The sequence below is a fragment of the Mesorhizobium sp. ORS 3428 genome (genome assembly GCF_001854785.1).
In the GTDB taxonomy this organism is placed as follows: domain Bacteria; phylum Pseudomonadota; class Alphaproteobacteria; order Rhizobiales; family Rhizobiaceae; genus Mesorhizobium.
In genome coordinates, this window is the sequence record NZ_MDFL01000119.1 from 1 (window position 1) to 17,128 (window position 17,128).

Below are 17,128 nucleotides of genomic sequence, written 5' to 3' on the forward strand. Positions count from 1 at the left end.
GTCAAAGCGCCTTTTGCAGCTCCGGCAGGATGACGAAGAGATCGCCGACCAGGCCGTAGTCGGCAACCTGGAAGATCGGCGCTTCCTCGTCCTTGTTGATGGCGACGATGACCTTGGAGTCCTTCATGCCGGCCAGATGCTGGATGGCGCCCGAGATGCCGCAGGCGATGTAGAGGTCGGGGGCCACCACCTTGCCGGTCTGGCCGACCTGCCAGTCGTTCGGGGCATAGCCCGCATCGACCGCCGCACGGCTGGCGCCGACCGCAGCGCCCAGCTTGTCGGCGACCGGCAGGATCACCTCCTGGAACTTCTCCGCCGAACCCAGCGCGCGGCCGCCGGAGATGATGATCTTGGCCGAGGTCAGCTCCGGACGGTCGGTCTCGGAAAGCTTGTTCTCGAYRAAGGWGGAGAGGCCGGGATYGGCCGCCGCGCTCACCGCCTMGACCGCAGCCGAGCCGCCCTCGGGCGCAGCCTGGAAGGAAGCGGTGCGCACCGTGATCACCTTCTTGGCGTCGGTCGCCYGCACGGTCTGGATGGCGTTGCCGGCATAGATCGGCCGCTTGAAGGTGTCGGGCGAGATCACCTCGATGATCTCGGACACCTGSGCGACGTCGAGCAGGGCCGCCACGCGCGGCACGACGTTCTTGCCCGAGGAGGTCGCCGGGGCGACGATCGCGTCATAGGAGCCGGCGAGCGAGACCACCAGTGCGGCCAGCGGCTCCGCCAGGCGCTCGGCGAGCTCGTCGGCTTCGGCCAAAAGCACCTTGCGCACGCCCTTCAGCTTGGCGGCGGCGTCGCTTGCCGCCTTGGCGCCCTTGCCGGCCACCAGCACATCGACGTCCGAGCCGATCTGCAGGGCCGCCGACAGCGCCTTGGCGGTCTGGTCGGAAAGGGTCGCGTTGTCGTGTTCGGCAATCAGAAGAATAGCCATTGTTTTATCCCTGACTTTCGTCTTCGAGGCTCCCTGAAATCCGGTCAGGCCGAGCCGAAAACGGTTGGTTTCGAGAACCGGAGCGGAGCGTACATCCGTACGTGAGCACCGGAAGCGCAGAAGCCAGCCGTTTGCAGGCCGGCCTCATCGGATTTCCCTAGAGCACGCCGGCTTCGTTCTTGAGCTTCTCGACCAGCTCGGCCACGCTCTTGACCTTGACGCCCGCCTTGCGGCCGCCCGGCTCCTCGGTCTTGATTACCTTCAGCCGCGGCTTGACGTCGGCGCCGTAGTCGGCCGGGGTCTTCTCGTCGAGCGGCTTCTTCTTGGCCTTCATGATGTTGGGCAGCGAGGCGTAGCGCGGCTGGTTGAGGCGAAGGTCGGCGGTGACGATCGCCGGCATCTTCAGTTCAACCGTCTGCAGGCCGCCGTCGACCTCGCGGGTCACCTTGGCATGATCGCCGGCGAGCTCCACCTTGGAGGCGAAGGTGCCTTGCGCCCAGCCAAGCAGCGCGGCCAGCATCTGGCCGGTCTGGTTGGAATCGTCGTCGATCGCCTGCTTGCCGAGGATGACGAGGCCGGGCTGCTCGGCCTCGACCACACCCTTCAGCACCTTGGCGACGCCGAGCGGTTCGGTCTGCTCGTCGGTCTTGACCAGGATGGCGCGGTCGGCGCCCATGGCGAGCGCGGTGCGCAGCGTTTCCTGGGCCTGCTGCGGGCCGATTGACACGACAACGATCTCCTCGGCCTTGCCGGCTTCCTTGATCCGGATCGCTTCCTCGACCGCGATCTCGTCGAACGGGTTCATCGCCATCTTGACGTTGGCGAGCTCGACGCCCAGTCCGTCGGCCTTCACCCGAACCTTGACGTTGGCATCCACAACCCGCTTCACGGGCACAAGGATCTTCATTTTCTATTCCTCACTGAAACGGAGAAGTGCGCTGTGAGCGCATCAAACGTGTTTAGAATTTGTTTTCTGCGTGGTCAGATGACCGCTTCCTCGAGGAATGGCTCGTTGCGCGGGATGYGCTCGTAGCAGAACGGCGACAGGTCGAGCGTCTGGAAGGCGCCGTGAACGATCAGCTCCGACACCGCCCGGCCGACCGCCGGCGACTGCTGCAGGCCGTGCCCTGAGAAGCCGTTGGCGAACATGAAGTTCTTCACCTCGGGGTGGAAGCCGACGATGCCGTTGTGGTCGAGCATGTTGTATTCATAGTGGCCGGTCCAGCTGGTCTGGACTTTCAAGGCGTCGAAGGTGGGAATGCGGTGCCAGAGCGCCGGCCAGATATGGTCGTCGAACTCTTCAAAGTGCATTTCGAAGTCGTCGTAGTCGGCGGGCCCATCGCCCTGCGGCGTGTTGCCGGTGAGGAAGAGCTCGCCTTCCGGACGTACGAAGGTGCCGGAAAGGTCGATGACGTTCGGCATCCTACCGGGAATCGGATTGGCGCTGGCAAAGACGAAGCTGTAGCGCTTGTAAGGCGCGACGGGGATGGAAAGGCCGGCCATGGCGGCGACCTGCTGCGCTCTGGGGCCGGCGGCATTGACCAAGGTTCCGCAAGCGACCGTTTCGCCGGTTGCGACGCGAGCCGAGACGACCCGCCCATCGACCACATCCAGTCCTGTCACGGCATTGTCGATATATTCGACGCCGCTCGCGCGGGCAGCGCGGCGGAAGCCGTTGAGCAGGCCCATGGAATCGAACCAGCCCTCTTCCCGGGACCCCCACGAGCCGCCGCCGAGGTCGTCGACATTCAGCCACGGGAAGCGTTCCTTCAGCGCACCCGGATCGAGAAAGACCGTGTGGGCGCCGAGGCTGCGTTGCAGATCGACCCGTTCCTTGRCCGCGTCCACGCCTTCGGGCGAGCAGCAATAGAGATAGCCGTGCTCGCGAAAGCCGAGGTCGGGCGCCGGTTCGTTTTTGTAGAAAGGCGCCATCCGCTCCTGGAAGCCGCGGATGATCTCGATGCCGAACTGGCTGATCTTCACATTGATCGGGTTGGAGTATTGCTGGYGGATGGCGCTGGTGGAGAGCGCCGTCGAGGAGAACTCATAGCTTGAGTCACGCTCCACCACGAGGATCGAGGCGCCGCTGCCCAGCGCCTGGGTCAGCCAGTAGGCCGTCGACGAGCCGATCGCCGCGCCGCCGACGATGACGATGTCGTAGGCGCTGCGCGACGGTGCTTTGTAAGGGGGGATCGCCAAGGCTGTCACTCCGCTCTACTGGTTGAACGACGCGATCAGGGCGTCCGAGCCTCGCGCCAGCAGGCCGAGATCGGAGCCGACGGCAACCATGGTGAAGCCGTCGGCGAGATAGCGGTCCGCATCGGCTTTCACTGGAGCCAGGATGCCGCTGGCCTTGCCTGCCGCAGCAGCCGCCTTTCGCACGGACCTGATCGCTTCCTGCACATGCGCGGCACCGGGATTGCCCATCGCGCCCATGTTGGTGGAGAGATCGCCCGGCCCGACGAAGAGCACGTCGACGCCGTCAACCGCTGCGATCTCGGCGGCATTGGCAACGCCGGATTCGTCTTCGATCTGTACGGCGAGCAGCTGTTGCTCGCGTGCCTTGGCATGATAGCCGGCGACGCGGCCGAAGGCGTTGGCACGATGCCCGACCGAGAAGCCGCGGAAGCCGCCCGGGGCATAGGTCATCGCCGCGACGATTGCGCGCGCCTGATCGGCCGTCCGCACATTCGGGATCATCAGGCTGCGGGCGCCGACATCCAGGGCCTGCTTCATGAGGTTCGCATCGTCCGACGGCAGGCGCACCACCGCCTCGCAAGGGAAAGCGGCCGCGACCTGCAACTGCGCCATGATGCTGCGGAGATCGTTCGGGCTGTGCTCGCCGTCGATCAGCAACCAGCCCGCCCCTGAGCCTGCTACGACCTCGGTGGTGAGTGCCGAAGCCAGCGAGCACCAGATGCCTATATGAGCTTGGCCGGCCTTGACGGCCGCCTTCAGCAAATTGACGCGCTCCTGCATTTGCGATCGGTCTCCTACGAGAAGAAGGTGGATTGAAATTTGTATGATGTCCTATATCATATGCCTCAATTGGACCGCAAGGCGCTCTGACGCCGTACAGGAGTTGCACATGAAAATCGGCTTCATCGGGCTCGGCGTCATGGGAGCGCCGATGGCGCGGCATCTCGCCGATGCCGGGCACGAGATCGTCACGGTGCTGAACCGTTCCCCTCTTCCAACGGATCTGGAAGCATCGGTCGTCGCCTCTCCCGCCGAGGTGGCAAGGACGTCCGAGATCGTGATCACCATGCTCCCTGACACATCTGACGTGGAATGTGTCCTGCTCGGGCGGAACGGTGTGCTGGAAGGAATCTCGGCCGGCAAGCAGGTGATCGACATGAGCTCGATCAGCCCGATCGCCACGGCCGAGTTCGCCGCAAAGATCAGGGAAGCCGGTGCCGGCTATCTCGACGCGCCGGTTTCCGGCGGTGAGGTCGGCGCCAAGGCGGCGAGCCTCACCATCATGGTCGGCGGGCCGGCTGCGGAGTTCGAGCGAGCGCTGCCGATTTTTGAGAAGCTCGGTAAGAACATCACCCTGATCGGCGAGCGAAACGGCGCCGGCCAGACCTGCAAGATCGCCAACCAGATCATCGTCGCACTCAACATCGAGGCTGTCGCCGAAGCGCTGGTCTTCGCCAGCAAGGCCGGCTGCGACCCGGCCAAGGTGCGCGGCGCGCTGATGGGAGGCTTCGCTTCTTCCCGCGTGCTCGAAGTGCATGGCGAGCGCATGATCGCTCGCAGCTTCGCACCGGGCTTCCGCATCCGGCTGCACCAGAAGGATCTCAATCTCGCGTTGGAAAGCGCCCGCGCCGTCGGCGTCGCCCTGCCGAGCACCGCGCTGGCGCAGCAGCTGATGAATGCCTGCTCGGCCCGGCCGGGCGGTGCGGAGGCCGACCATTCGTCGCTCGTGCGGGCTCTCGAGATCCTGAGCGACCATGAACTGTCAACGGAAAGGAACTGAACCGATGCGCGGAACCGGCAAGGCCGACGTCTTCGTCATGCTGGCCCATCCCGTGGGCCATGCGAAGAGCCCTGGTATCTTCAACGAGATCTTCGAGCAGAAAGGGCTGGACAGCCTGATGGTGCCGCTGAGCTGCCGTCCGGAAGATTTCGAAACCTTCTGGGCCGGCATCACGGCGGCCGAGAACATCCGTGGCGTCATCATCTCGGTGCCCTACAAGACGGCGGTCTACCACAAATGTGCTGCGGCGCATGACCGCGCCGCGCGCGTGCAGAGCGCGAACTCAGTGCGCAGACAGGCGGACGGCACCTGGTATGCCGACAATTTCGACGGTGTCGGTTTTATCGACGGTTTGAAGGCTGGCGGACACCGAATCGCCGGCAAGCGCATCCTCCAGGTTGGGGCCGGTGGCGCAGGCTCCTCGCTGACCTACTGCCTCGCCGAGGAAGGCGCGGCTGAGATCAGGCTGGCCGACATTGACAAGGAGCGCGCGCAGAAGCTCGCCACCCTCGTCAACAAGACTTTCCCGAAATGCCGCATCGAGGTCGGCCAGCCCGATCCGTCCGGAATGGACATGGCGATCAACGCGACGCCGTCCGGACTGAAAGCCAGCGATCCGCTGCCGATGGATGTGAGCAAGCTGACGCCGGAGATGACCGTGGTCRACATCATCATGGAGCCGGCCGAGACGGCCCTGCTCAAAGCGGCGAAAGAGATCGGCTGCCGCATCCAGCCCGGACGCCCGATGATGGATTTCCAGGTCGAAGCCATGTCCGAATTCTTCGACATCGAGCGGAAGGATCGTCGCAATGGCTGACGCATCGACCGCCGTCGTCATTGGAGGCACGTCCGGCATCGGGCGCGCGATCGCAGAGCGCTTCGCCGAGGACGGCTATCAGGTGGTCGTCGCCGGCCGGGATGCCGCCCGAGGCAAGGAGGCGGCGAGCGCATGCGAGAGTGCCGGCGCGCCGCGCGCCCTCTTTGTCCAGACCGATGTCGCCGACCCCGCCTCAGTCGAGGCGCTGGCGCGAGTTGCCAGCGATGCATTCGGCACGCCCCATGTCGTGGTCAACTGCGCCGGCATCCTGCAGAGCGGCAAGCATGTGCTCGATCAGGATCTCGACGAGGACGAGCAGATGTGGCGCATCAACTATCGCGGCACGCTGCTGGGCTGCCAGGTGTTCGGCCGGCTGATGTCCACGGCCGGGCGCGGCGCGATCCTCAATGTCGGCTCCCTCGCCTCCTTCGCGCCGCTGTCGCTGCCGRCCTACACGCCCGGGAAGCATGCGGTCCTGGCCCTGACACAAATGCTGGCCGCCGAGCTTGGTCCGCACGGCGTTCGCGTGAATGCCGTAGCGCCGGGCTACACGCTCTCGGACGGGCTGAAGGCGAGGATCGCCAGGGACGAGCGCAACCCGGAAGCCATCCAGGCCACTACCGCGCTCCGTCGTTTCGTCGAGCCGCGCGATGTCGCCGAGGCGGCGCTGTTCCTCTGCTCCGACCGTGCCGCATCGATCACCGGCGTCACGCTGCCCGTCGATGCCGGCTGGCTCGTGCAGGCGCCCTACGCGCAATACCTGCAGGGCAATCCCATCCGGCAGAATCCGGCAATCTGAGAGGCATACCGTGAGCGACATCCAGCGCTTCGAGTTCGACACCCGCATCCATCACGGCGTGATCCACAACGGCACGCTCTACCTGACCGGCCAGGTCGCCCGGCCCGGCCAGTCCGCGGCCGACCAGATGCGCGAGGTGCTCGGCAAGATCGACGCGCTGCTCGCCAAGGCCGGCACCGACAAGACCCGCATCCTGCACGTTCAGATGTGGCTGGACGACGTGCGCGATTTCGACGAGGTCAACACAGTCTGGGACGCCTGGATGCCCAAGGAGCATGCGCCGGCGCGCTCTTCCGGCGAGGGACGGATGGCCAAGCCCGGCATGTTGGTCGAACTGATCGTCACTGYGGCAGTTTGAATGGTCTTGCCGGTTCGGRCATCATCCCGATTCTGGCATTGGACGAGAGCGAAAGGACCTCAATGACGAAGCGCAAGCCGCTTTCCACCGTCGTGGCGGAGAGCCTGGCCGAAAAGATCCGCTCCGGTGAGTTRCAGCCCGGCGTGCAACTGCCGACCGAGGCGGAGCTTTGCGCCGAATATGATGYCAGCCGCACGGTCGTGCGCGAAGCGGTGGCGCGGCTGCGCTCCGAGGGCATGGTGGTGCCGCAGCAGGGACGCGGCATGTTCGTCAGCGAGACGCCCGCGCCGCGCAATTTCTCGATCCCCGACGAGGCGCTCAGGACCTTGCCGGAAACCATCGCTTTGCTCGAATTGAGGTTGAGCGTGGAAGTGGAGTCCGCCGGGCTATGCGCGGAACGCCGCACCGACAAGGAGGCCAGCCATATCCGATCGATGATGGATGAGATCGACGCGCAGCAGGCGGATCCCGGCGCCGTCCAGATCCACTACGACTATGATTTCCATCTCGCGATCGCCAAGGCCGCGCGCAACGAATTCATCCACGGCTTCCTCGCCTATCTTAGGCCGATGATCGTGCCGCGCTTCCAGCTCGGCTACGTCGTAGAGCCTGCGCTCAAGGACAGCTACTACGCGCGCATCCACAGCGAGCACAAAGCGATCGTCGACGCCATCGAAAGGCAGGACGGACGCGCAGCCCGCCAGGCCATGCGCAAGCATCTTTACAACAGCCTGGGACGCGTGCGCGCCCTGGCGAGAGCCTCGGGCGTCGAGGCGACGGACGCGGAGCAGAAGGCGGCAGCCGCCTCGCTCTTCACCAAGATGAAAAGGCCTGTGCCGACGGACGGATAAGCGCGGCGACTTCGATCCCTTCGCACGGGCACCGAACGCGGCCTGCCTTGCGTTGCGAAAGCCATGTTTTTGTTCCGCCGAAGGGCCGGGAATCTTTCCTGCGCGCRGAAAGCATTGTTTTCCCTTGGTTTTCGACCTTCGAGATCGCGCAGGCAGCGTGGAATGTTTCGACTGCCGGAAAGGCTTTCGAAAGTTTATCTTTCCTTTTTGCTGCTTTTCTTGGTTTCGCGCCATCGGCTGAGGCCGCAGACTGAGGATCAGGCAATTGGGGAAGCCCACGTGACGACAGCCTTCATCACCGGAGCAACGAGCGGCATAGGGCGAGCGATCGCCATCGCCTTGAGCGATGYCGGCTACGATGTTTATGCGGTCGGCCGCAGCCAGGCGGCGCTGAAAGAACTGCAGGCCGAGYGGCCGGGCATCGTTCCCATCGCCGTCGACATCACCGACCGCGAGGCGCTGGAATCGGTGGTGGCGGATCTCACCATCGATGTGCTGATCAACAATGCCGGCATCATGCCGCCGCTCGGCAACTTTGCCGACATGGCGATCGCCGACATCGACACCACCCTCGAAGTGAACCTCAGCGCGGCGATCCTGCTCACCCGGCTCGTCGTGCCGCAGATGCGCGAGCGGCAGTCGGGACACATCCTCTTCACCGGCTCCGTCGCGGGCCACGCCCCATTCTCCAACATTGCTGTCTATTCGGCCACGAAGGCGGCGATCGCCGGCTTTGCCGCTGCACTGCGCGCCGACCTCTCGCCATCCGGGATACGCGTCACCGAGGTCGTGGCCGGCCGTGTCGAGACGCAGCTCTACAAGGACATCCTCKACGCCGACGCCCGGGCGGCGATGTACGCCGCAAAAGTGGTGCAGCCGGATGACGTGGCCAGGATGGTTGTCGCCGTGCTGGCGCTCCCTGCATGGGCCGACGTTACCCGTTTCGACATCATGCCGACGTGGCCGACCTCGCCCAGCGGCACCAAGTAAGGAAAACTGGAATGAAGGATCTTTCCGTTCTGATCGTTGGCGGCRGCGCCGGCCTCGGTGCTCTTCTCGCCCGCATGGCCGTCGAGGCCGGGGCAGCAAAGATCGRCATCATCGACATCAACAAGGAAGCGGCCGAAAGCGCGCTCGAACCGGCGAAGGCCAAGGGCCTGCCGACCGCGGCCGCGGCCTGCGACATCCAGGTCGGCCCGCAATGCCACGCCACCTTCGACGCCATCGCATCGAAGCTCGGGCGCATCGACACGCTGATCAACTGCGCCGCGATCTATCCTCGCCGTCCGCTCCTCGAGATCACTGACGCCGAGTGGGACGCCTCCAACGGCATCAACATCAAGGGCACCTACCATATGATGGTAGCCGCCGTGCGCCATATGCAGTCGCAGGAGCCGAAAGCCCATGTGCGGGGGCGGATCGTGAACCTTACCTCCGTCGACGCCTTCAAGGCGCATCCGCAGAACGCCCATTATGCGGCGACCAAGGCCGCCGTCGTCAGCCTCACGCGCTCCTTCGCCCATCACGTCGCGAAGGACGGGATCCTGGTGAACTCGGTCGCGCCAGCCGGCATGRCCACCGAGAAGGCGAAAGCCCTCGGCTTCCTTGAGGAACTCGCCAAGGCCAGCCCCCTCGGCCGCGGCGCCGAGCCGACAGAGATCGCCGAGTGGGTGCTCATGACCGGCGGACCGAAGAACACCTACATGACCGGAGAAAACGTAATCGTCTCAGGCGGTTACATATACGCCTAAATCTATTTCAGAAGCCGGCGGCGACTGAAATAGGCAGTGCATGATCAACGAAAGGAGGCGGAATTTACGATGGCCGGCAAGCTTCGCCTTCCCTCGCTCAATGCACTGCGCGTCTTCCATGCAGTCGTGCAGCACAAGAGCTTTCGGCAGGCCGCCGACGAGCTTCTGGTGACGCCGCAGGCCGTCGGTCAGCAGATCAAGCTCTTGGAAGACACGCTCCAGGTCACCCTGTTCGAGCGCAAGGGCCGCTCGATCGAACTGACCGAGTCGGCGATCCTGCTCTCGCATTACGTCAAGGCCGGCTTCGACGAGTTTTCCGAAGGCGTTCGCCGCGTCACCAAGTCGAACTACCGGGACCGCATCAACCTCAATGCGAGCCCGTACTTCGCCACGCATTATCTGCTGCCACGGCTGTCGCTGTTCCGCGAGATCCTGCCGGGTGCGGACCTGYGCCTGACGACGATGGTCGACCTGCCTGACTTCGGACGCGACGACATCGATATGACGGTGCAGTGGGGCTACGGCAACTGGYCGGACTACGAGACCACCCTGCTGGTACCGGATCCGAAGATCATCTGCTGYACGCCGGCGATCGGCGAGAAGATCAAGTCGGCGCAGGACCTGACGCGGTTCACCCTGCTCGACACCGTAAAGTCGAAGCGGCTGTGGCCTGACATATTGCGCCATCTCGCCGTCGAGCAGACGCAGGGCGACCGCAGCATCGGCTTCGACGACGCCGCGACCATGCGCCGKGCGACGCTCCAGGGCATCGGCGTGGGCTTGGTCTCGGTCATCGACGCCGAGGAGGATTTGCGCTCCGGCGCGCTGGTCGCGCCGCTCGGCCGCGACGCGCTTTCAGACATGAAGCCCGAGGAAGTGCCTGGCTTCTACCTCGTCATGCCCCGCGGCCATCTGCGCGTGAAGGCGGTGGCTGCCCTGCACCGCTGGCTCGTCCAGCAGGATTGGGGGAGCGACCTCAAGCTCTCTCTGCCGAAACCGATCCCGCTCTCCGATTAGGAGCGGTTTTCGCGACCGGGGTCCGAAGCCTGTTTCGGCCCCCCAACAACAAGAACAAGTGAACCTCAACAGTGGAGACAACAAACATGAAAATGATGAAATGGGGGGCCGCAGCCATGGCCCTTGGCCTGGTTCATTTCGCGGCGCCGGCCGAGGCGGCCGGCGGCAAGACGCTGGAGACCGTCAAGGCGCGCGGCGCGCTCAACTGCACCGGCCATGACGGCTCCTATCTCGGCTTCGCCGAGGTGGACAACAAAGGCAACTGGAAGGGCATGGACATCGACCTCTGCAAGGCGGTGGCGACCGCCGTGTTCGGTGATCCGGCGAAGCTGAAGATCGTGCCGATCAGCTGGGCGCAGCGCTGGCCGTCGCTCCAGTCGGGCGATGTCGATATCATCATCAAGGCATCGGGCGGCACGCTGAGCCGCGACACCGAACTCGGCTTGCAATTCTCCATGTCCTATTACCTCGGCACGACCAAGGTGATGGCGCACAAGGAGCTCAACCTGAAGTCGCTCAAGGATGCCAATGGCGGCACGATCTGTATTCCGGCCGGCACCTCGCAGGAGCAGCAGGTCGCCGCTTACGCGCAGAAGATCGGCATCAAGCTCGAGCCTGTCGTCATCGAAAAGACTGAGGAGCTCGAGCAGGCCTATTTCTCCGGACGCTGCGATCTCTATGCGCAGTGGGGGCCGACACTGGCCATTGCCCGCATCGCCAAGAGCAAGGTCGAGGACCATGTCATCCTGCCCGACGTGCTCGCGGTCGAACCCGAAGTCATGATCATGCGCCAGGGCGACGACAACTGGGTCGACATTGCCAACTGGACGCTCAGCGCGCTGATCTTTGCCGAGCAGGAAGGCATCACCTCCAAGAATGTCGACGAGATCAAGGCCAAGCCAACCTCGCCGCAGGTCGCCAAGTTCCTTGGCGTCACACCCGGCATGGGCAAGGGTCTCGGGCTGTCCGACGACTGGGCCTACAACGTGATCAAGAAGGTCGGCAATTACGGCGAGATCTTCGAACGCGATCTCGGCAAGGACTCGCCCTACAAGATGGATCGCGAACTGACCAACCTCTGGAACAATGGCGGCGTCCTGTTCCCGCTGGTGATCGACTGATCCGCTCTCAACGCATCCCTCGCAGGGCTCTGCCTGGCCATCGCCAGGCGGAGCCGGCGACAATTCGGGGAAGACCATGATGGTCAGCCTGCTGAGAAATCAGAGGGTCCGCAACACGCTGCTGCAGGTCCTTTATGTCGGCTCGCTTGCCGCGATGGTGCTTGCTTGCGCGATGATCGCGCGGCGGAACCTTGCGCAGCAAGGCATCACCTCCGGCTTCGACTTCCTGTTCAAGTCGACGGGCTGGGATGTCAGCTTCTCGCTCCTGCCGGCCGCTCCCACCGACCCCTATTGGTGGTACTTCCTCATTGGTGTCATCAACACGCTGTTCCTGGGAAGCGTCGGGCTGATCCTGGCGACGATTGTCGGGACGATCGTCGGACTGGCGCGGACCTCTACGAACGAGCTCGCCCAGTTGTTGGGCCGCACCTATGTCGACATCTTCCGCAACATCCCGCTGATCCTCCAGGTGTTCTTCTGGTACGCCGTCATCACGCACCTGCCGACCCCGCGCGCCGCGCATCAGGCCTGGGGCATGCTTCTGACCAGCCGGGGCCTCTATGTGCCGGTTCCAAACGTAGGCGGCATGGCGCTCGCGGCGACGGCAATCGCCGTGATCGGGACGCTCGCGCTTCCTGTCTGGCTCGGACGGACATCGCGCCTCAGCCGCCCGGTAGGTGAACGCCTCGGCATCCAGCTTGCCGGCGCCGCGGCGGCACTCGCCTGCGCAGCCTTCATCCTCGCAATCGGCCGGCAACCCGACCTGCCGCTGCTCGACTTCCCCGCCCTGCAAGGCCTCAATCTCAAGGGCGGCCTGCGCATTCCGCCCGAGTTTTCCGCGCTTGCGGTCGCCATAGCGATCTATGGCGGCTCCTATATCGCCGAGATCGTGCGCGGCGGGTTCAAGRCTGTCGGCAAAGGCCAGATGGAGGCGGCACTTTCGCTGGGGCTGAGCCCCTGGCGGGTCTTCACATTGGTGCGGCTGCCGCTGGCGCTGCGAGCCATGCTGCCGATCCTCGCCAACCAGTATGTCTGGCTGATGAAGGCGACGACGATGGGCATTGCGGTGGGCTTCAGCGACTTCTTCATGGTCGTGGCGCTGACGATCAACCACTCCGGCCAGACGCTGGAAGCGATCGGCATCCTGATGGCGGGCTTCCTCGCCATCAATCTCAGCCTCGCCGCCGTGTTCAACCGCATCAACAAGGCCATTGCCCTCAAGGGCAATCAACTGAGGGGATGAGAGAGATGGAGATGGTCGTTGTCGCTCCCCCTGCCCCGGGCAGGATCGAGGACCTGAGGCGGCGCTTCTTCACGACACCGCTTCAGTCGCTGTTGTCGCTGATCTCCCTGGCGATCATGGTTTTCGTTGCCTGGAAGCTGCTCAACTGGGCGGTCTTGTCGGCCGTCTTCACCACGAGCGGCGGGCCCGAGGCCTGCCAGGCGGCGGCCGGGGCCTGCTGGTCGGTCATCGCGGCCAGGTGGCGCATCATCCTGTTCGGCCTCTATCCCTTCGAGGAGCAGTGGCGCTCGGCGCTTGCCTGCGTCACTGTGGTGGTGATGACGGCGTTGAGCTGCATGCCGGCCTTCTGGACCGGCCGCCGCATCGCGCTCGTCTGGGGAACCGGAGCCGCCCTCTACTACGTGCTGATGAAGGGCGGCGTGCTTGGCCTGCCCTATGTCGGCGAGGAAGCCTGGGGCGGGCTGGCGCTCACCCTCTTCATCTTCGTCACCACCTGCCTGATCGGCTTCCCGCTGGCGATCTGCCTGGCTCTGCTGCGCCGCTCCGAGCTGCCCTGGATATCGCGAACCACGGGCCTCATCATCGACGGAGTGCGCTCGCTGCCGCTGATCTCGATCCTCTTCACCTTCGCCGTCGTTCTGCCCTTCGCCCTGCCGCAATGGCTGGTGGGCGACAAGCTCTACCGCGTGATCCTGGGCTCCGCCCTGTTCTTCTCGGCTTACCAGGCGGAGATCGTCAGGGGCGGCATGCAGGGCGTTCCGAAGGGACAGGAAGAAGCCGCCATGGCYCTCGGCATGAGCTATTGGCAGCGCATCGGCCGCATCCTGTTGCCGCAGGCCATGCGCAACGCGCTGCCGGCGACGATCAACCAGTTCGTCATCTCGTTCAAGGAGACCTCGCTGGTGGTGATCGTCGGCTTCTTCGAGATTCTGGCTTCCGGCAATGCCGCCTACGGCACCGGCGAATGGCGCTTCGCCTATGTCGAGGTCTATGCATTCATCGCCTTCATCTATTTCGTCTTCGTTTTCAGCCTGTCACGCTACGGCGCTTTCCTCGAACGGCGCATGTCGGTCGGCGAACGGTAGAGGAGGCACGCACGTGAATTCGACGCAATCATCCGGACCCGCTGTTCATATCGCCAACCTCGACAAATATTACGGCTCGTTCCACGCGCTGCGGAAGATAAACCTTTCCGTGAAGCGCGGAGAGCGGATCGTCATCTGCGGGCCCTCCGGCTCCGGCAAGTCGACTATGATCCGCTGCATCAACCGGCTCGAGCAGCACAATGGCGGCCRCATCACCGTGCTCGGCACCGAGCTCAACGACGATGTCGCCAACATCGACGAGATCAGGCGCGAAGTCGGCATGGTGTTCCAGCATTTCAACCTGTTTCCGCACATGACGGTGCTGGAGAACTGCATGATCGCACCGATGATCGTGCGCAAGCGGCCGCGCGCGGAAGCCGAGGCGACTGCCCGGCGCTATCTGGAGAAGGTCCGCATTCCCGAGCAGGCGATGAAATTCCCCGGCCAGCTTTCCGGTGGCCAGCAGCAGCGTGTTGCGATTGCGCGCGCGCTCTGCATGCAGCCGCAGATCATGCTTTTCGACGAGCCGACATCCGCGCTCGATCCGGAAATGATCGCGGAGGTGCTGGATGTCATGGTGACCCTCGCCTCGGATGGCATGACGATGATTTGCGTCACGCACGAGATGGGCTTCGCGCGCCGTGTCGCGGACCGGGTGATTTTCATGGACGGCGGCGAGATCGTCGAGGAGGCGCCGCCGGAGGAGTTCTTCACCTCTTGCCGCAACAAGCGCACGCGGCAGTTCCTGTCGCAGGTCCTGGGTCATTGAGTTGGACGGCACGCCTGTCCATGCGCGGCGCTTCGAACCCCTCAGGTATCCCGATGGCTGATCCCATTAGCGCATTGCCGGCAATTCTCGGACCGAAAGGCTGGCTTTCGGGGACTGACGCCGAGCCTTTCCAGCGCGATTGGCTCAACCGCTATGGCGTCGCGCCTCTGGGYGTTGCCAGGCCGGCGAGCACCGCTGAAGTCGCGGCAGTCGTCAAGGCGTGCCGGGAGGCAGGCGTGGCAGTGATCCCGCAAGGCGGAAATACGGGCCTGTGTGGCGGCGCCGTCGCCGACGAGGCGAATGCGGTGATCGTCTCGCTTTCGCGCATGACGGCGATCGGCCAACCGGACCCGGAGAGCGGGTCGATCGTGGTTGAGGCGGGCGTGGTGCTTGCCGCGTTGCACGAAGCGCTGGAGCCGCATGGCCTGATGTTTCCGATGCATCTCGGCGCCGAAGGCAGCGCCAGGATCGGCGGGCTGATCGGCACCAATGCCGGCGGCAGCCAGGCGTTTCGCTACGGCATGATGCAGGACCTTGTGCTGGRCCTCGAAGTCGTGATGCCGGATGGCAAGGTGTGGGACGGCCTTCGCGCGGTGCAGAAGGACAATGCCGGCTACCAGCTGCGCAAGCTGTTCTGCGGCGCGGAAGGCACGTTGGGCATTGTCACGCGTGCAGTGCTCAAGCTCCACCCCAGGYCAAAACAGCAGGCGAGCGCGCTCCTGGTGATGTCGGATTTTGCCGCCGCCGTTTCCTTCGGCGCCCACCTGCGCGGCGAGGCGGGGGAGTTCCTGGCCGGGCTCGAATTCTTCTCCAATGTCGGGCTGGAACTGGCGCTCAAGCACCTGCCGGACCTCGCCTATCAGTTGGAGACACGGGGCGACGTCTATCTGCTCGTCGAGCTGGCGTCGGGCTCCATGCGCGTTCCTCTCGACGACATACTGAATGCGGCCCTGGAATGGGGCATGGAGCAAGGCCTGGTCGTGGATGGCGCGCTGGCCAGTTCGGGTGCGCAGCGCGCGCAATTCTGGCGCCTGCGCGAGGAACAGCCCGAGGGGCAGCGGCTGGAAGGCGAGCAGCTCAAGCACGACATCGCGGTGCCTCCCGGCGCCATCGCCCGCTTCATCGAGGCGGGCGCGAAGATTTGCGACGGCATCCTGCCCGGCGTGCGGATCAGCCCGTTCGGGCATCTCGGCGACGGCAACATCCACTACAATCTGTCGCCGCCCGAAGGCCGCGCCGATTTCGACGGCAAGGCCGGAGAATTCGCCGAGGCGCTGGCATCTTTAGCCACCGAAATGGGCGGCAGCTTCGCGGCCGAGCACGGGTTAGGACGCGCCAAGATTGCCATGRCCGACCGGATTCGCAGTTCCGTGGAGCGGGACCTCATGACGCGGCTGAAGGACGCGTTCGATCCGCAGGGTATCATGAATCCCGGCGTTCTGGTTCGCCCTCCACAATAAAGAAAAACTTTCGATTGGACCGCATTTCTTGATTTCGCGGCGGCCCGCCAGAGTGCAGGTATAGTTCCGAAAGGCAGGCTCGGTCYGCTTGCCGCCAGCCTAAGAGGATGTCGAAGCATGGTCCGCAATGGCGGTCGCCTTCTTGTGGAGTGCCTGATTGCGCTGGGCGCGACCAAGAGCTTCGGCGTTCCAGGCGAAAGCTATCTCGCCGTTCTCGACGCGCTGCACGACACGCGCGGCAAGCTGGACTATGTGCTCTGCCGCAACGAAGGCGGCGCGGCCTTCATGGCTTCCGCCTACGGCAAGCTGACGGGCACGCCGGGCATCTGCTTCGTCACCCGCGGCCCGGGTGTCACCAATGCCAGCATCGGCGTCCATACCGCCATGCAGGACAGCTCGCCGATGATCCTGTTTGTCGGCCAGGTCGGCACCGACATGAAGGGGCGCGAGGCCTTCCAGGAGATCGACTACCGGGCGGTGTACGGAACCGTCGCCAAATGGGCGGTCGAGATCGACGACGTCGAGCGCCTTCCCGAGATCGTTGCGCGGGCCTGGACCACGGCCTTGACCGGGCGGCCCGGCCCCGTCGTGGTCGCGCTGCCGGAAGACATGCTGACCACCGCGACCGAGGCCGTGCCGCTCAGCGGGCCGGCAGCGATTTTCGAGCCCGCGCCGACACAGGAGGCGACTGCTGCCGCGCTCAAGATGTTGGCCGCGGCCGAGAGGCCGGTCCTGCTCATGGGCGGCGCTAACTGGACCGCGGACGGACGCGCCGCGCTCCAGGCCTTCGCCGAAGCCTCCGACATCCCGGTCGTCGCGGCCTTCCGCTATCAGGACCAGTTCGACAACCACTCGCCGGTCTTCGTCGGTGAGGCCGGCGTCGGCATGGTGCCGCATGTGAAGAACCTGATCCGCGACGCGGACGTGATCCTTGCCGTCAATGTCCG

At 64.6% G+C, this 17,128-nt stretch carries 18 protein-coding genes; 14 read left to right on the forward strand and 4 right to left on the reverse strand.

Annotation, left to right across the window (positions count from 1 at the left end; all coding sequences use genetic code 11):
- Nucleotide 1 precedes the first annotated feature (1 nt).
- The 4 genes from ORS3428_RS17185 to ORS3428_RS17200 all read right to left on the reverse strand — a co-directional run bounded on the left by ORS3428_RS17185 (nt 2) and on the right by ORS3428_RS17200 (nt 3,910).
- Nucleotides 2-931: an electron transfer flavoprotein subunit alpha/FixB family protein gene (locus ORS3428_RS17185; RefSeq protein WP_071099500.1), complete on the reverse strand. Its 930-nt coding sequence runs from the start codon at nt 929-931 to the stop codon at nt 2-4.
- Between the two features lie 157 nt (nt 932-1,088).
- Nucleotides 1,089-1,838, reverse strand: coding sequence for an electron transfer flavoprotein subunit beta/FixA family protein (locus ORS3428_RS17190; RefSeq protein ID WP_071099501.1), 750 nt, complete (start codon nt 1,836-1,838; stop codon nt 1,089-1,091).
- Nucleotides 1,839-1,912: 74 nt separating this feature from the next.
- A complete protein-coding gene (locus ORS3428_RS17195) occupies nt 1,913-3,130 on the reverse strand; it encodes an NAD(P)/FAD-dependent oxidoreductase (RefSeq protein ID WP_071099502.1) in 1,218 nt (405 codons plus the stop codon).
- A gap of 15 nt (nt 3,131-3,145) precedes the next feature.
- Entirely contained in the window at nt 3,146-3,910 is a 765-nt protein-coding gene (locus ORS3428_RS17200; protein ID WP_071099503.1) for an HpcH/HpaI aldolase family protein, read from the reverse strand.
- Nucleotides 3,911-4,019: 109 nt separating this feature from the next.
- Here ORS3428_RS17200 and ORS3428_RS17205 point away from each other — a divergent pair, with 109 nt between their 5' ends.
- The 14 genes from ORS3428_RS17205 to ORS3428_RS17270 all read left to right on the forward strand — a co-directional run.
- Nucleotides 4,020-4,910 (forward strand): 2-hydroxy-3-oxopropionate reductase, encoded by an 891-nt coding sequence (locus ORS3428_RS17205; RefSeq protein WP_071099513.1) that lies wholly within the window; start codon nt 4,020-4,022, stop codon nt 4,908-4,910.
- 4 nt (nt 4,911-4,914) lie between these two features.
- Nucleotides 4,915-5,727 carry a shikimate dehydrogenase family protein gene (locus ORS3428_RS17210; protein WP_071099504.1) on the forward strand — a complete coding sequence of 271 codons (813 nt, stop codon included), beginning with the start codon at nt 4,915-4,917 and terminating at the stop codon, nt 5,725-5,727.
- Complete coding sequence (locus ORS3428_RS17215; RefSeq protein WP_071099505.1) at nt 5,720-6,526, forward strand: SDR family NAD(P)-dependent oxidoreductase; 807 nt, start codon at nt 5,720-5,722, stop codon at nt 6,524-6,526. Before ORS3428_RS17210 ends, ORS3428_RS17215 begins: the two co-directional genes overlap by 8 nt.
- A 10-nt stretch (nt 6,527-6,536) precedes the next feature.
- A complete protein-coding gene (locus ORS3428_RS17220) occupies nt 6,537-6,884 on the forward strand; it encodes a RidA family protein (protein ID WP_071099506.1) in 348 nt (115 codons plus the stop codon).
- 62 nt (nt 6,885-6,946) lie between these two features.
- A complete protein-coding gene (locus ORS3428_RS17225; RefSeq protein WP_244507995.1) occupies nt 6,947-7,735 on the forward strand; it encodes a FadR/GntR family transcriptional regulator in 789 nt (262 codons plus the stop codon).
- Nucleotides 7,736-8,014: 279 nt separating this feature from the next.
- A complete protein-coding gene (locus tag ORS3428_RS17230) occupies nt 8,015-8,725 on the forward strand; it encodes an SDR family oxidoreductase (protein WP_083355172.1) in 711 nt (236 codons plus the stop codon).
- Nucleotides 8,726-8,736: 11 nt separating this feature from the next.
- On the forward strand, nt 8,737-9,486 hold the full coding sequence (locus ORS3428_RS17235; protein WP_071099508.1) for an SDR family NAD(P)-dependent oxidoreductase: 750 nt from the start codon (nt 8,737-8,739) through the stop codon (nt 9,484-9,486).
- A gap of 69 nt (nt 9,487-9,555) precedes the next feature.
- Complete coding sequence (locus ORS3428_RS17240) at nt 9,556-10,503, forward strand: LysR substrate-binding domain-containing protein (protein ID WP_071099509.1); 948 nt, start codon at nt 9,556-9,558, stop codon at nt 10,501-10,503.
- Between the two features lie 86 nt (nt 10,504-10,589).
- Complete coding sequence (locus tag ORS3428_RS17245; RefSeq protein ID WP_071099515.1) at nt 10,590-11,624, forward strand: amino acid ABC transporter substrate-binding protein; 1,035 nt, start codon at nt 10,590-10,592, stop codon at nt 11,622-11,624.
- A 76-nt stretch (nt 11,625-11,700) separates the two neighbouring features.
- Nucleotides 11,701-12,867, forward strand: a complete 1,167-nt coding sequence (locus tag ORS3428_RS17250) for an ABC transporter permease subunit (RefSeq protein ID WP_244507996.1) — start codon at nt 11,701-11,703, stop codon at nt 12,865-12,867.
- A 5-nt stretch (nt 12,868-12,872) separates the two neighbouring features.
- Complete coding sequence (locus ORS3428_RS17255; RefSeq protein ID WP_071099510.1) at nt 12,873-13,952, forward strand: amino acid ABC transporter permease; 1,080 nt, start codon at nt 12,873-12,875, stop codon at nt 13,950-13,952.
- 13 nt (nt 13,953-13,965) lie between these two features.
- Nucleotides 13,966-14,721, forward strand: coding sequence for an amino acid ABC transporter ATP-binding protein (locus ORS3428_RS17260; protein ID WP_071099511.1), 756 nt, complete (start codon nt 13,966-13,968; stop codon nt 14,719-14,721).
- 53 nt (nt 14,722-14,774) lie between these two features.
- Entirely contained in the window at nt 14,775-16,181 is a 1,407-nt protein-coding gene (locus ORS3428_RS17265) for an FAD-binding oxidoreductase (protein ID WP_071099512.1), read from the forward strand.
- Between the two features lie 117 nt (nt 16,182-16,298).
- The coding region (locus ORS3428_RS17270) for a thiamine pyrophosphate-binding protein (RefSeq protein ID WP_244508001.1) at nt 16,299-17,128 on the forward strand (830 nt) is incomplete at its 3' end.